This is a genomic window from Methyloceanibacter marginalis, assembly GCF_001723295.1.
Classification (GTDB): domain Bacteria; phylum Pseudomonadota; class Alphaproteobacteria; order Rhizobiales; family Methyloligellaceae; genus Methyloceanibacter; species Methyloceanibacter marginalis.
In genome coordinates this window covers 1-12,441 of the sequence record NZ_LPWD01000420.1, presented here as the reverse complement: position 1 = coordinate 12,441, position 12,441 = coordinate 1, and the positions used below count along the sequence as shown (strand labels likewise).

Below are 12,441 nucleotides of genomic sequence, written 5' to 3'. Positions count from 1 at the left end.
CAGTCTCAGCCGGGCCGGGCCTTAGCGAACCGTGCACGCGCATGAAGGCAAGTACAAAGAGCGCGACCACGGGAGCAGTCAGCGAAGCCACGGGAAAGTCCTTGTAACGCGGGTCGAATACGAGGCCGAGCGCGACGTGCAGACTGGCGACGACGGTTGCCACGAACAGCAGCGTGAGGACCGGCGTGGTCCAGTCGCCGCGTCGCCAGGCCGACGCGGTGAGGGCGTTGGCGAAGCCGCTGAGCTGGTCGCCACGGGTGACGGCAAAGCTCACGGCCATGGGCACAACGAGGGCTAGGCAGAGCATGATGACGGCCCTCAGTTGATCGCCGAGAAAAAAGTTCTCTTGGGTCAGAGTCAGGGCAGCCCAGCCGAAGGTGAGGCCGGCCGCAAGTGCGATGCCGGCCACGACCAAGGTCCGCCGCCAGTTCGAGGCACTCTTTCTCTCGCCCAGCCAGCCCGCGATAAAGATGAGTAGGGCGGCGCCCATCCCGAGAGCCGCCTTGATCGCCCAATCCGGGTGATCCGACAAAGGCCTGCCGAATTGGAATTTCAGGTGTCTGGTGGAGTCATAGAGGCCCCAATGACCGCCGACTGTCCCTTCGAGCCGCCGCTTCCACGGCTGATCGAAGGCCTCGATGAGGTTCGCCCTCCACGCCTCTTTCTTGGCCGCCGCCACGATCCCGGTCAGCACGCGAGCCTGGTTCACGGGAGAAGGCAGGGCTTGTCCCCGCATGCGTCCGGCGCTCGGCCAGCCGACCTCTCCTATGAAAATCTCCTTATGGGGGAATGCCTCCGTAATCCTCTGCCGGACGTCGCGGACATGCGCCAGGACATCGTCCGCGGCAACAGGGTCATCTTCCCAATAGGGCAAGATATGGATGGTCACGAAATCGACCGCGTCGACAAGCTGAGGAGCCTCCAACCAGAACTCCCAGACATCCGCATAGGTGACCGGTTTGCCGGAACGCTGTCTAACCTCGCCGATATACTTTTTGAGTTGGGGGATGGACAGTTCGCCTCGCAGCAGCGTCTCGTTGCCACGATCAAAGCTTCGATGACGTCTGGGTGGTTCTTGGCGAGTGCAAGGGCCAACTCGATCTCGTCCCGATTGTTGGAGCGATCCCGGCTAAGCCAAATGCCCTGCAGCACCTTCAAGCCGTGCTCGCCGGCGATCGGGCGACCCTGCCGTGCTCCTTCGCGGCAGAATAGGTCCGAATGCAGGACGTGGTCCGGGATAGACGCTCCATATCTTCCGCGATCTGACGGTCGGGAATGATCTGATCCTCGGCAAACGGGGTCTGATCTCCATGAAACGGCGTGTAGGAGACGCAGCCAAGTTTCTCGCCTTGTCCGAGGGGCGAAGGGGGCAGGGGCAGGGGCCGCCCCAACCAGTACCAGCAGCCGGCGATGGCACCCAGGACGGCTAGGGCGAGTATGGAGCGGAGCATGGAGAGACGCGGGCGGTGACAAGAACCAGGTTGGAGCTGCCCCTGCCGCCTTGGGTGGTGCGACAAAGATGCAGCCCGTTCACTCCCTCACCTTACCGATGCACACGCCGCTAGAGAAGTGATACACATTGTCTGCCGTGGCGCTGCCCAAATTGAGTGGTTGAACGCGTCATGCTTCAGTCTCGTATCAGTCCAATGCCGAGTTTCATCCGTATGGCCGCCGTCGTCCTTCTGGGGGGCGGCATTTTTGCAGGCCAGCTTGCGCCCCTATTGGCCCAGGACAAGCCAGACCAAAAGCCTCCGGGACAGGAGGAAGGATCTGGGAAGCCAGACGACCAGCCCGAGGGGGACGCCAAGGAGGCGGAGAACCGGGCCAAGGCGATAGACAAGGCGATCAAGGAATACGAGGACGCGGCGGCGAAGCTTCCGCCTAGGGTCGCGCGCCGGAATGCGTCTGGACAGGGCGGCGAATCTCGAGCCTTCTTTGGCGAGACGATCTCGGTACCGCGTCGCGCTATATGGAACTTTACGAGAAGTTCGGCTGCTCCCCGGAGCACGTCAAACTGGCCTTTCGTTGCGTCATCAAGCAAGGGCCGATTGATCCCAAAGCTGCCGAAGAACTGGCCTCCCGGGTCCACAATTGTTGGATGTCCCCCGAAGGGCCGAAGAAGGAGACGAATGCGGCGGCAAACTCGGCAAAAGGCGGAACCAAACCCGACTGAACGGGTTGGTATGGGGGAAACTGCAGACTTCTCTTCGCTTCGGCGATCGAGGGGGGAACATGCAGGTCGAGTTAAAAAGAGATCAAGGGAACAATGCGCAACGTCCTCGTCGCCTGTGTGGTCGTGTGTGCGGCTGCACTTCACGCATGCGTCTGGTTTGCCCTGCAGGACCGGGTCATTCCCCCGGATGCAAAGGGCACGCTCGCAAGCGTCTCCTTCTCGCCGATCAATCCCGACCTTGACGGGCAGGTGGACGAAACCACCGAAGCGCAGATCCGGTCGGATCTAGAGGCCATCGCGCCATACACGCGCACTGTGCGAACCTACGGCTCCACGGATGGGCTCGAGCTCGTGCCGAAACTTGCGGCTGAGTACGGACTGCGCGTCACTCTCGGTGCTTGGATCGACGAGCGCGAAGAACATAACGAGCAGGAGATAGAGAGCGCCATCGCGCTCACGAAAGAGCATCGCAACATCGACAGCGTCATTGTCGGTAACGAGACGATCTATCGGCAGCGCTCCGAAGAGGCCGACGCCGTTAAGGACCTCATCGAGAAGATTCAGCGCGTGAAGCAGGCAGTCTCGGTTCCGGTTTCTACGGCCGAGGTTTGGGATATCTGGCTCGATCATCCCGAGCTCGTTTCCGCGGTGGACTATATTGCCGTTCACATCTTGCCTTACTGGGAAGGTCTGCCGGGCGAGGCCGCGGTCGACCACGCCATGAACGTGTACCGGCAGCTGCGCGAGGCGTATCCCGGCAAGCACATCGTGATCGCCGAGTTCGGCTGGCCGAGCGCAGGGTTGAACCGGAAAGACGCAGTGCCTGGCCAGCTCATGCAAGCCGAGATCATTCGCGACTTCCTCACCCGGGCCGATGCCATGGGCATCGACTATTCGATCATTGAAGCGTTCGACCAGCCTTGGAAGACGTTCGAGGGGAGCGCCGGTCCTTATTGGGGACTGTTCAACGCGGACCGTGAGCCGAAGTTTTCGTTCACGGGCACCGTCGAAACACCGAACCTCACCCGCAATTTGATCACGGCTCTCGCGATCGGACTGCTCCTGTCTCTTGCGATCTTCGCCATCCCCGGCGTGAGGTTGATCCAAGCCGCCGTGCTTGCCGCGACGGCGCAGGGCGTCGGCGCCTGGTCGGCCGCCGTGGCCAACTATTGGTTGATGCACTACTTCGTGCTCGGCTCTCAGGTGGCGATGGTTGCGGGCGCCGTCTTGCTCTTGCCGCTGGTCCTCATCATCATGTGGCGCATTGACGAGCTCGCCGCCTTTACATTCGGGGCGAAGCCGGCGCGTCTCCTCCAGCGCCGTGAAGCTGCGCCGGCCCGGACGCCGCTCGTGTCCATCCACGTGCCGGCCTATCGCGAGCCGCCCGACATGCTGCGGCAGACCCTCGACAGCGTGGCTAAGCTGGACTGGCCAAATTTCGAATGCATCGTCATCATCAACAACACACCCGATCCGGCGTTGTGGGAGCCGATCGAGGAACACTGCCGGCATCTTGGCTCACGCTTCAAGTTCATCCGCGAAGACAATCTTTCGGGCTTCAAGGCCGGCGCACTCAGACTTGCCTTGGAGCAAACCGCGCCGGAGGCCGAGATCATCGGGGTCATCGATGCCGACTATGTGGTGCATCCCGACTGGCTGAAGGATCTCGTCCCGGCGGTCGAGGATCCGCAAGTCGGGCTCGTCCAGGCACCGCAGGATCATCGCGATGGCAACCGCACCATCACGAAAGCGATCATGAATAGCGAATATGCGGGCTTCTTCGATATCGGCATGGTCCGCCGGAACGAGGCAAACGCGATCGTCACGCACGGAACGATGTGCTTGCTAAGGCGTGAGGCCCTTCATGACGCGGGCAATTGGTCCAGCGACACCATCGTCGAGGACACCGATCTAGGACTAACGCTGCTCGAGCGTGGGTGGCGGGCGCATTACACGCGGTGCCGCTATGGGTGGGGACTCCTGCCCTCAGACTTCGCCGCGTATAAGCAGCAGCGTCATCGCTGGGCGTATGGCGGCACGCAACTCATCAAGAAGCACTGGCGCGCTTTCTTGCCTGGCGGCAGCCGGCTTACGCCGCAACAGCGCACCCAGTTCCTGTCAGGCTGGGTGACCTGGCTTGCGGCCGAGGCCGTCGGCGTTCTGATCGCCATCCTCAATTTGATCTGGATGCCGCTCGTAGCCTTTCTCGGCATCGCCGTGCCGCAGTCCGTGCTGCTACTGCCGGTATTGGCCACTTTCTGTGTGATGCTTTGCCATTTCATGGTGCTGTACCGGACCTGTGTGCGGGCGCCGATCTTCACCTCGTTTGGCGCTGCCCTCTCGGCCATGGCCTTGCAGCTGACAGTGGGCCGGGCCGTGGTGGAGGGATTCATCAAGGACGGGCTACCCTTCGCCCGCACGGCGAAAGGTGTCGGCAACTGGTCCGTGAAATTCCCGGCATTTTGGGAGGCGATCCTTGGATCGCTCCTCCTGATCGGCTCGCTCACGCTCTATCTCACCAACGACCAACAGGTTTTCGAGATCTCGGTGTTCAGTGTCGTGATGCTGGTGCAGAGCCTGCCCTTTATGGCGGCGGTGGCGATCGCGTTGCTTGAGCGCTCGCCGCTCAACCGATTTTCGACCTGGCGCCGGTTGGCGTCGCGGTCCACCTATGTCATGCGCTTCCCGCGCGGCCCGCGTCCCCGGCTTATTCACCGTTGATCTCAGCGTGTCGTCTGCGTCAGTACTAAGGATGCGTCACTCGACGCGCGGGCTTTGTCCACCGCGCAGGATCGTGTTGCCCTGATAGAGCGTGCGTTGGTCGATGGCATCGGGCTCGAGCCAATCCGCCTCACGCATCTGGCCGCTCTGGCCGTACACGGCGAGCGCGTTGCCGTAGGTGACTTTGCGGATGTCTTCCGCGGGCACGCCGCCTTCGGCGAGAAGCGCCGCCGTCTTCGGCACCGACAATGGATCCGAGACGCCCCAGTCGCACGCAGAATCCACGATCAGCCGCTCCGCGCCGTACCGCCGGACCAGCTCCAGCATGCGCTCCGCCGTCATCTTTGAATGAGGGTAGATCGAGAAGCCGGCCCAGAATCCGCGATCCTTGACCTCTTCGATGGTCTCCTCGTTGCAGTGGTCGATCACGACGCTCGACGGGTCCAGGCCATGTTCGACGACCACATCCATCGAGCGTGAGGTCCCGCGCTTCTTGTCGCGATGAGGGGTATGGATCATCACCGGCAGGCCGAGTTCCTTGGCGAGGTCGAGCTGGCGGCGGAAATAACTATCCTCCATATCCGTCTGCTCGTCGTAGCCGATCTCGCCGATTGCCACGACGCTCTCCTTCACGGCGAATCCCGGCAGCAAGTCCATGACCGCCTCCGCAAGCGGCTCGTTATTCGCTTCCTTTGAGTTCAGGCCGATGCAGCAATAATGGCGGATGCCGAACTGGCCGGCACGAAAGCGCTCGAAGCCGAGAATATGAGAAAGATAGTCCGCATAGCTGCCGGGATTGGTGCGGGGCTGGCCGATCCAGAACGCAGGCTCGATGACCGCCACGACGCCGGCTTCGGCCATGACCTCGTAATCCGTGGTGGTGCGCGAGATCATATGCGCGTGTGGGTCGATGAACATTACTCTTCTCCCTCAAAAAAACGCCTTAGGCTTCGGGTGCCGGCCAAGCGAGACGGCCGGCGTCGATCGCGGCGGCAAGAGCCGGCGCGCCGCTCAAAACATCCCGGGCCGCAGGCAGATCGCTCTGCGAGAGGGCGAGGGCGACCGCCGTTTTCTCTGCCTCGCTGCCGTCTCTCAGCACTTTGGCCAAGTCGTCCAGATCCTGCGCCGCGCAAAGGGGCCGACGCAGCGCCAGAGTTCCGGCGACACATTGCGTCCCGCCGCCAGCGCTCATGGGCATAGTCGATCAGCATCTCCGCAAGCTCCGGGTTTCGCCGCTCATCCAATCCTTGGATGGGCGCGAGCCGGCTGCCGACGAAGAGCGCCTTCAACACCATTTGATTCCATTGATCCTTGCTGAAAGTTTCGCGCGGGAAGGGGCTCGCGTGGGCGACGGCCTCGAACACGGGCTGCACATTGGAGCGCAGGCCCTCCGTTGCTATCGGCACCAAGCGCGCGGCGCTCGGATAAAGCGGCAGCCCGCGCAACAGGGCGATGTGCTCGCTCACCTCGCCCTGCGCCAAGAGGCGGCGGAGCTTCTCGGCGAATGCGTCTTTATCTCCATCGAAGCTCGCGAGCACGAACAGGATGCGCGCGGTCTGGTCGGCGCTCCAGCCGGTCGGATCGAGCCCGGGGCGTCGCGCCGCCGCGGCTTGCATCTCGCGCTCGTCGAGGGTGAGATCGGCCTTGCCAAGCCGGCGTGGCGCCAGACCGATCGCCATGGGAAGCGCCGGACCGCCCGTTGCGTTGCGAATGCGTGTCACCTGGTCCTCGAGCCAAGCCATTTGCTCGGTCGTGAGCCTCGGCGCGAGCCACGTGCTCAGGAGCGCGATGCGGTCGGCGGTCTCATCCAAGTCTGCGGTCATCGCTCGGGGACCCATCTAGGTTCCGGGAACATAACGCTGAAGGATCAGCGTCATTCCGAAGAGGGCAATGCAAACTGCCATGGCGGTCGCGGCGCCGGCGCTGGCGGCGGCAAGGGCGTCGGTCAGCGCGATGCTCGCGATCAACAGCCCGATGGCGCGGCCGACATCGCCGCTGCCCCGCCGGCTGAGAAGCAGGACGGCGAAGACGAGCGCCACGGCCAGGAGCAAGAAAGCAAAAGGGACCGGCCAAGACGAAGCAATGAGCGGCAGCGCGGCAACCAGCGGCGCGGCCAGCAAGATAAGCGCCGGCAGGTTGGAGACGCGGGCGAGCGACTCCTGCTTGGCGGCGAGCGTCAAGCCCGCCACGAACAGGAACATCGCGGCGGCGCCGATCAAGACGCGCGGTTCGAGCGCGGCGCCCACCGCCGCGGCGCTGCCCACATAGACAAGTGCCCGGCACAAACCCATGAGGACCGGGCTCAACGGATTTTTTTTGTGGTGCATGTCATAGACGACGATGGCCGCGGCGAGAGCCAGTCCGACCAGCCCGGATGCCAAACTGAGAGTCGCCAGCGCCGCGACACCAATCGCGAGCATGGCAAAACCGGCCCAAAGCACGGTCGCGGCCGGTGCTTCGCCTGAGGGAATCGGCCGGGTGGGACGCTCGCGGGCGTCGATGTCCCGGTCGAAGGCATCGTTGAGATACATGCCTCCGATATAAAGGAGTGACATGGAGATGCCGGCCACGAGGAGCACGCGCGTCGAGCTGCCTCCCGCCAGGGCGAGGGCCGCGATCACGTTCGACCACACCGTCGGAAGATTGGAGACCCGCCCCAGCCTTACTGCGGTCCGCCAGCCGATCAGGCGCGGAGCTGCGAGCGAACCCATTGAACCTCTCGTGCGATGTCCCCGGCAAGATCGCCGTGCCGCAAGCCTTCCGGAAGTACGCTCCAGGTATAGGTCTCGACTTCGAGATGCGGGGAGATCGGCCGCTCCCGGCAGAGACCGAGCAGGTGCCTGAGAGCGCCTGCGTCGAGCCGATCTCTCCGAATGAGTCGGCAAAGACCGGCACATGACAGTGCACGCGCCACTCGCCGGCGGCGGGGCTACGGCGCGCGGCGGCGAAAGCTTGGGGCAGGTCGATATGACGCGTCAGGGTTCCGTTCGACGCCTGCACGGTCTGATGCAAGTAGATGCCGTCGTCGAACGGGGCGAGCAGCGATTCGGTCCGTGATCCGGCCTCCGGCACGCACAAAGCCGAACTCAACTGTATCTTCGCCACTTGGATGCCGGCAGCCTCGATCTGCGCCAGGCTCGCGTCCAGGTCCTCGAACTCCACGGCCGCGTGGCAGACGTCGAAGCAGAGGCCGAGATGACGTTGCAGCGCTGCTCTCGCGTCGTCCGCCGCGAGCCCGCTGAGCCGGCTCATGCGTTCGACCCCCCGGTCTGAAAAGAGATGTGTCTCGAAGAAGGCGACCGCTTCGTCCGTGGTCTCCAGCAGGCAACACGGCTCAGGCTCGAGCGCGAGGGTGATGGTCTTGCCCGTGCGCTCGGCGATGGCGTGGAGATATGAGGCATGATGGATCATGGCCTCGGCGATCCGGCTCACGTCTTCGGCGGATTCGATTTTGGCTCGAAACGCACCGGGGACCGTGCTGATGCTCCCGCTCTGACCGTCCGGGAGAAGTGCGGCGAGGATGTCGGCGCATTGGTCGGTGAAGGCGAGACGCTCCGCAGAGCGCCAGTCCGGCTCATAGACCCGCTCCTTCACGGGGGTGCCATGAAACGGACCATAGGGAAACGCATTGATGGTGAAGACGTAGAGATCGTGCGCCGCGAGAAATTCCAGCAGCGCGTCAAGCCGATCCTGGACAGCGAGCACGGGCGCCGCCTTGCCTGAGATCCGCAAGCCGACGCCCATCGGCGCGTCGGGTGAAACGCGGCGCTTCACCTCGGGCAGATATCGCGTGAGGTTTGCCTCGATCTCCGCCCAGGTTTCACCCTCATGGATATTGGTGCAGTAGGTGAGGTGGGGCTTGCCCGGAAGCGCAAGCTGCATCAGCTGCCCCGCCCGGGCCTGAGCCATGTAAGCGCCTCGGCGATGAGAGCCTCATCCATGGTGTGGATCTCGATCCCAGTGCCGATATCCTCGAGCAGCGTGACCGTCAGTTCGCCGCCGAGATGCGCACGGAACTCTTCAAGTCCCGCGAGCAGTTGCAGGCGCCCGTCTTCCGCGCGCGCATCGCAGGCCGGGTGCCATAGCTCGAACCCGAGCCGCTCGAGCAGCGCTTTGACCCGCTGGTCTTGGCCCTCGGCCAAGTGGCCGGCGAGAACCGAGTAACGCGCGTCAAGGGCGAGCCCGATCGCCACAGCTTCGCCGTGCCGGAGGTCGTAGTTCGACAGCACCTCGAGCTTATGCGCAGCCCAGTGTCCGAAATCGAGCGGCCGCACACTGCCGCGCTCGAATGGATCGCCGCCGTGCGCGATCTGCCGCATATGCAGGATGGCGCAATGACGAATGAGCCGGTCAAGGGGCTCCGAGGCGAAAATGGCCAGCGCTTCCGCCTTGGTCTCGAGCCATTCGAAAAAAGGCCGCATCGCGGATGAGCGCAACCTTCACGGCCTCGGCCATGCCGGCTCGCTTGTCGCGTCCCGGCAAGACATCGATGAAGGCGGAATCGTTGATCACGGCCGCCGGCGGGGCGAACGTGCCGAGGAGGTTCTTGACGCCGAACGCATTAACGCCGTTCTTCACGCCGACGCCAGAGTCGTTCTGCGCCAAAACCGTCGTTGGCACCCTAATATGACGAATGCCCCGATGGGTCGTCGCGGCGACGTAGCCGATGAGATCGAGCAGCGCGCCGCCGCCAACGCCGACAACATAGGAATGCCGGTCGAGTTCAAGCTCAACCAGTCGGCTTTGCAGTTCGGCAACGAGGGCCGGAATATTCTTGGCGCGCTCGCCGCCCGGCACGACAAATGCCGGAGCAACGAGTTCGAAGACGTCACGATGCGCTTCCGAAAAACTATCGATGCGCCGGATCAAATCCGGCATCTCGCGCACGACCCCATCGTCGACGAACATGGCGAGCTTGGGCTTTACGTCGTTGCCGAGCATCGCGATGACCTCGGGCAACGCGCTTCCGCCGCCAGAAAACAGATCGCGCGTGAAATAGACGGGATATTCGTAGGCAATATTGAACCGCTGGAATAACACCCGCCCTTCACCAGAGGCGTCGACGCGTTCCAGCGCGTCAAACATAACGCTCGTCACAGATCGTCCTCCCCAAATGAGAGCGTCATTTGCACTCTCTTTTTGTGACGTAACTGTGCGCGGTTTGTCCCTGCCGGGTCAACGTGGATCGGTCGCTTAGGCGTTGCTTGCTTTGCCCTCTTCGCGCGGCAAGAGTCCCCCCTGGCTTGCAACACTTCACATGCAGATGTGCTCCGCAAACACTCCGCGCGTCGAATAGCGTGACGGATCGAGACGTCGTGCTGAGGGGCACGCGGCTTGTGCTGCTTGGGTGCAGGGATGAACCCCGGCCCAGGTGCGAAAGTGATCGTCAACGATCACAAATCCAGAAAGGGAGGATTTGTAATGAGAATGCGGTTGTTAGTTACCGCGTGCGCGATCGCCGTTGGTTCGGCGCTCGCATTTCCGGCGGGTACATTTGCCCAAGAGAATCCCACGGAACCAGACCAGGTCGCGCGCCTGGAGGTAAGATTCCAGGCGATCCGAAGATTGCCCTGGTGAAAATCGCCGATGGCTTCAACGATCCCACGAGCGCCGTCTCCGCGAACGACGGAACCGGGCGCATCTTCGTCGTCGAGCGTGTCGGCAAGATCAAGATCGTGAGCCAAGACGGTAAGATCAACGACGAGCCGTTCCTCGACCTGACAAAGAACACGCCGCTTGGCAGCGAAGTGCAGACAGGCTTCGTCGAGCAAGGCCTGTGGTCGGTCGCCTTCCATCCGAAGTTCAAGGACAACGGGTACTTCTACGTCAGCTACTCGTCGCTTCCGTTTAACGGTGCGCACATCGTCGCGCGCTACACGGTCGACAAGAGCAGCCCCGACGTGGTTTCCGTCGATCGCGCCAACGAGACCGTCAAGGTCATCATGAATATCCCGCAGCCGTACTACAATCACTATGGCGGCGGCATCCACTTCGGGCCCGACGGCTACCTCTATATCGGCAAGGGCGACGCCGGCTGGGAAGGCGATCCGCTGAACGCCGGTCAGGACCTTCAAGAATTGTGGGGCAAGATGCTGCGCATCGACGTCGATACAGCCGACGACGTGCCCTACGCAATTCCCAAGACCAACCCGTTCTATCGGGCGAACGACCCGCGCATGATGGCGCTGTTCGGCATCACCGAACAGGGCTTCTCCAAGCTTGCGATCGGCGCGCGGCCGGAGATCTGGGCCTATGGTCTTCGCAACCCATACTCCTTCGAGTTCGATCCGAAGAGCGGGCAGCTCTACATCGCCGATGTCGGTCAAAACCACTACGAAGAGATCGACTGGGCGCCCAAGGGCAGCAATGGCGGCTACAACTACGGTTGGAAGTTCAACATGGGCACCCAGTGCCATCCTTCCACAGGACCGGATGACACCTGCCCGATCGTCGGCACGCTCCCAATCTCCGAGTATCCGCATCAGGAGCCCTATCCGGGCGCCGAGAAGCTGAACGAGGGCTGGGGCTGCGCGGTGATCGCGCTCGGTGTCGCCAACTATGGCGGTATGGACGGCGTGTTCCTCGCTGGCGATTGGTGCTCGGGCCGTGTGTTCGCTACGGCTTGGGACGGCAAGAAGTGGCAGATGGACGTCCTGGCGCAGACATCGCTGATGTTCACCGGCGGTGGTCTCGATGAGGATGGGACCGTGCTTGCCGTGAACTGCAACTGCTTCTACACGGAAGATCAGGGTGCGACGCAGAATCCGCCGGGCGCTTTGTGGCGGATCGTGGCAGCGGACGAGGTGCCGGACGGCGCCGAGGTCGCCAAGACCAAGAACTGACGAGAAGTCGATAGTCTCGATCCAGTGGAGGCTCTTCCCCGGACAGGGAGGAGCCTCCTCATTTCTATCTTGAAGAAAATAAGGTTCGCACCTCCGTCATGCTCAACCAGCTCCGCTCTGCGCGCGTTCGTACCCTCTTTCTCCTTGCTACAGGCGTCATGTTCTTGAGTTTCGCGCCGTCACTGGCCGCGATCGAGTTCAAGAACGCGCTTGACGATTCTCCGCTCGACGTGGCGCCCGCGGACGGCGAGACGCTCACCGAGGCTGTCAAGGCGTTTCACGAGACGGGCAGCAATCCCTATGACGGCGACGATGCCGCGCTTGCCCAAGGCAAGAAGCTGTTCGACGAGAATTGCCAGGTCTGCCACGGGAAGGTGGGCGAGGGCCGCATGTGCCCCAGCCTTGTCGATGACAACTACGCCTATCCTCGCGTGACCTCCGATGTGGGGATGTTCGAGGTGATTTATGGTGGCGCGACCGGCGCCATGCGCGCCTACAAGGGACGCCTGACGCAGGACCAGATCCTCCACGTCATCGCCTATATCCGCTCTTTGGAGCCGCAGTAAGCGTGGCCTTGTTCGAGCGCCGCTTGGCGGCGGGCGCTAATCGCCGCGAAGGACTCGGTGCATGCATCCGCTGATCGTCCTCAATGTGGTGGGGCTCACGCCGCTCTGATCGGGCCGCACACCCCTAACTCTACCACGC

At 62.8% G+C, this 12,441-nt stretch carries 11 protein-coding genes and 1 pseudogene; 4 read left to right on the top strand and 8 right to left on the bottom strand.

What is annotated here, in order from left to right:
• Both AUC71_RS14315 and AUC71_RS14310 read right to left on the bottom strand, forming a co-directional pair.
• Window positions 1-925 (bottom strand): glycoside hydrolase family 17 protein (locus AUC71_RS14315; RefSeq protein WP_483127814.1); only part of this gene is annotated, 925 nt, incomplete at its 3' end.
• A 229-nt stretch (window positions 926-1,154) separates the two neighbouring features.
• Window positions 1,155-1,451, bottom strand: coding sequence for a hypothetical protein (locus tag AUC71_RS14310; RefSeq protein ID WP_069624779.1), 297 nt, complete (start codon window positions 1,449-1,451; stop codon window positions 1,155-1,157).
• A gap of 518 nt (window positions 1,452-1,969) precedes the next feature.
• Between AUC71_RS14310 and AUC71_RS14305 the strand changes: the two genes are divergently transcribed.
• Both AUC71_RS14305 and AUC71_RS14300 read left to right on the top strand, forming a co-directional pair.
• The gene (locus AUC71_RS14305) at window positions 1,970-2,173 is read left to right on the top strand and encodes a hypothetical protein (protein ID WP_069624778.1); all 204 of its coding nucleotides are present in this window, start codon (window positions 1,970-1,972) and stop codon (window positions 2,171-2,173) included.
• Window positions 2,174-2,266: 93 nt separating this feature from the next.
• Window positions 2,267-4,894, top strand: coding sequence for a glycosyltransferase (locus tag AUC71_RS14300; protein ID WP_069624777.1), 2,628 nt, complete (start codon window positions 2,267-2,269; stop codon window positions 4,892-4,894).
• Window positions 4,895-4,930: 36 nt separating this feature from the next.
• Here the strand turns inward: AUC71_RS14300 and AUC71_RS14295 are convergent, their stop codons facing one another.
• From AUC71_RS14295 to AUC71_RS22055, 6 genes and pseudogenes are all read right to left on the bottom strand, one after another.
• The gene (locus AUC71_RS14295) at window positions 4,931-5,812 is read right to left on the bottom strand and encodes a TatD family hydrolase (RefSeq protein WP_069624776.1); all 882 of its coding nucleotides are present in this window, start codon (window positions 5,810-5,812) and stop codon (window positions 4,931-4,933) included.
• Window positions 5,812-6,717 carry an EboA domain-containing protein gene (locus AUC71_RS14290; protein WP_083238425.1) on the bottom strand — a complete coding sequence of 302 codons (906 nt, stop codon included), beginning with the start codon at window positions 6,715-6,717 and terminating at the stop codon, window positions 5,812-5,814. The genes AUC71_RS14295 and AUC71_RS14290 overlap by 1 nt, the downstream gene beginning before the upstream one ends.
• 15 nt (window positions 6,718-6,732) lie before the next feature.
• Complete coding sequence (locus tag AUC71_RS14285) at window positions 6,733-7,605, bottom strand: UbiA family prenyltransferase (RefSeq protein ID WP_069624775.1); 873 nt, start codon at window positions 7,603-7,605, stop codon at window positions 6,733-6,735.
• Window positions 7,606-7,801: 196 nt separating this feature from the next.
• Window positions 7,802-8,776 (bottom strand): annotated as a pseudogene (gene eboE, locus AUC71_RS14280) (metabolite traffic protein EboE); the annotation flags it as partial.
• Entirely contained in the window at window positions 8,776-9,315 is a 540-nt protein-coding gene (locus tag AUC71_RS22060) for a 3-dehydroquinate synthase family protein (RefSeq protein WP_280139326.1), read from the bottom strand. The pseudogene eboE and the gene AUC71_RS22060, both read right to left, overlap by 1 nt.
• Complete coding sequence (locus AUC71_RS22055; RefSeq protein ID WP_280139327.1) at window positions 9,245-9,772, bottom strand: dehydroquinate synthase/iron-containing alcohol dehydrogenase family protein; 528 nt, start codon at window positions 9,770-9,772, stop codon at window positions 9,245-9,247. Before AUC71_RS22055 ends, AUC71_RS22060 begins: the two co-directional genes overlap by 71 nt.
• 695 nt (window positions 9,773-10,467) lie before the next feature.
• Here AUC71_RS22055 and AUC71_RS14270 point away from each other — a divergent pair.
• Both AUC71_RS14270 and AUC71_RS14265 read left to right on the top strand, forming a co-directional pair.
• On the top strand, window positions 10,468-11,736 hold the full coding sequence (locus tag AUC71_RS14270) for a PQQ-dependent sugar dehydrogenase (protein ID WP_244500977.1): 1,269 nt from the start codon (window positions 10,468-10,470) through the stop codon (window positions 11,734-11,736).
• 158 nt (window positions 11,737-11,894) lie between these two features.
• Window positions 11,895-12,302, top strand: a complete 408-nt coding sequence (locus AUC71_RS14265) for a c-type cytochrome (RefSeq protein WP_204376740.1) — start codon at window positions 11,895-11,897, stop codon at window positions 12,300-12,302.
• Window positions 12,303-12,441 lie beyond the last annotated feature (139 nt).

What these genes read in the sequence shown, in the direction of transcription:
- AUC71_RS14310 (WP_069624779.1), bottom strand. Translation starts at nt 1,451, where the DNA reads ATGCTCCGCTCCATACTCGCCCTAGCCGTCCTGGGTGCCATCGCCGGC.
- AUC71_RS14305 (WP_069624778.1), top strand. Translation starts at nt 1,970, where the DNA reads ATGGAACTTTACGAGAAGTTCGGCTGCTCCCCGGAGCACGTCAAACTG.
- AUC71_RS14300 (WP_069624777.1), top strand. Translation starts at nt 2,267, where the DNA reads ATGCGCAACGTCCTCGTCGCCTGTGTGGTCGTGTGTGCGGCTGCACTT.
- AUC71_RS14295 (WP_069624776.1), bottom strand. Translation starts at nt 5,812, where the DNA reads ATGTTCATCGACCCACACGCGCATATGATCTCGCGCACCACCACGGAT.
- AUC71_RS14290 (WP_083238425.1), bottom strand. Translation starts at nt 6,717, where the DNA reads ATGACCGCAGACTTGGATGAGACCGCCGACCGCATCGCGCTCCTGAGC.
- AUC71_RS14285 (WP_069624775.1), bottom strand. Translation starts at nt 7,605, where the DNA reads ATGGGTTCGCTCGCAGCTCCGCGCCTGATCGGCTGGCGGACCGCAGTA.
- AUC71_RS22060 (WP_280139326.1), bottom strand. Translation starts at nt 9,315, where the DNA reads ATGCGGCCTTTTTTCGAATGGCTCGAGACCAAGGCGGAAGCGCTGGCC.
- AUC71_RS22055 (WP_280139327.1), bottom strand. Translation starts at nt 9,772, where the DNA reads ATGCCGGATTTGATCCGGCGCATCGATAGTTTTTCGGAAGCGCATCGT.
- AUC71_RS14265 (WP_204376740.1), top strand. Translation starts at nt 11,895, where the DNA reads ATGTTCTTGAGTTTCGCGCCGTCACTGGCCGCGATCGAGTTCAAGAAC.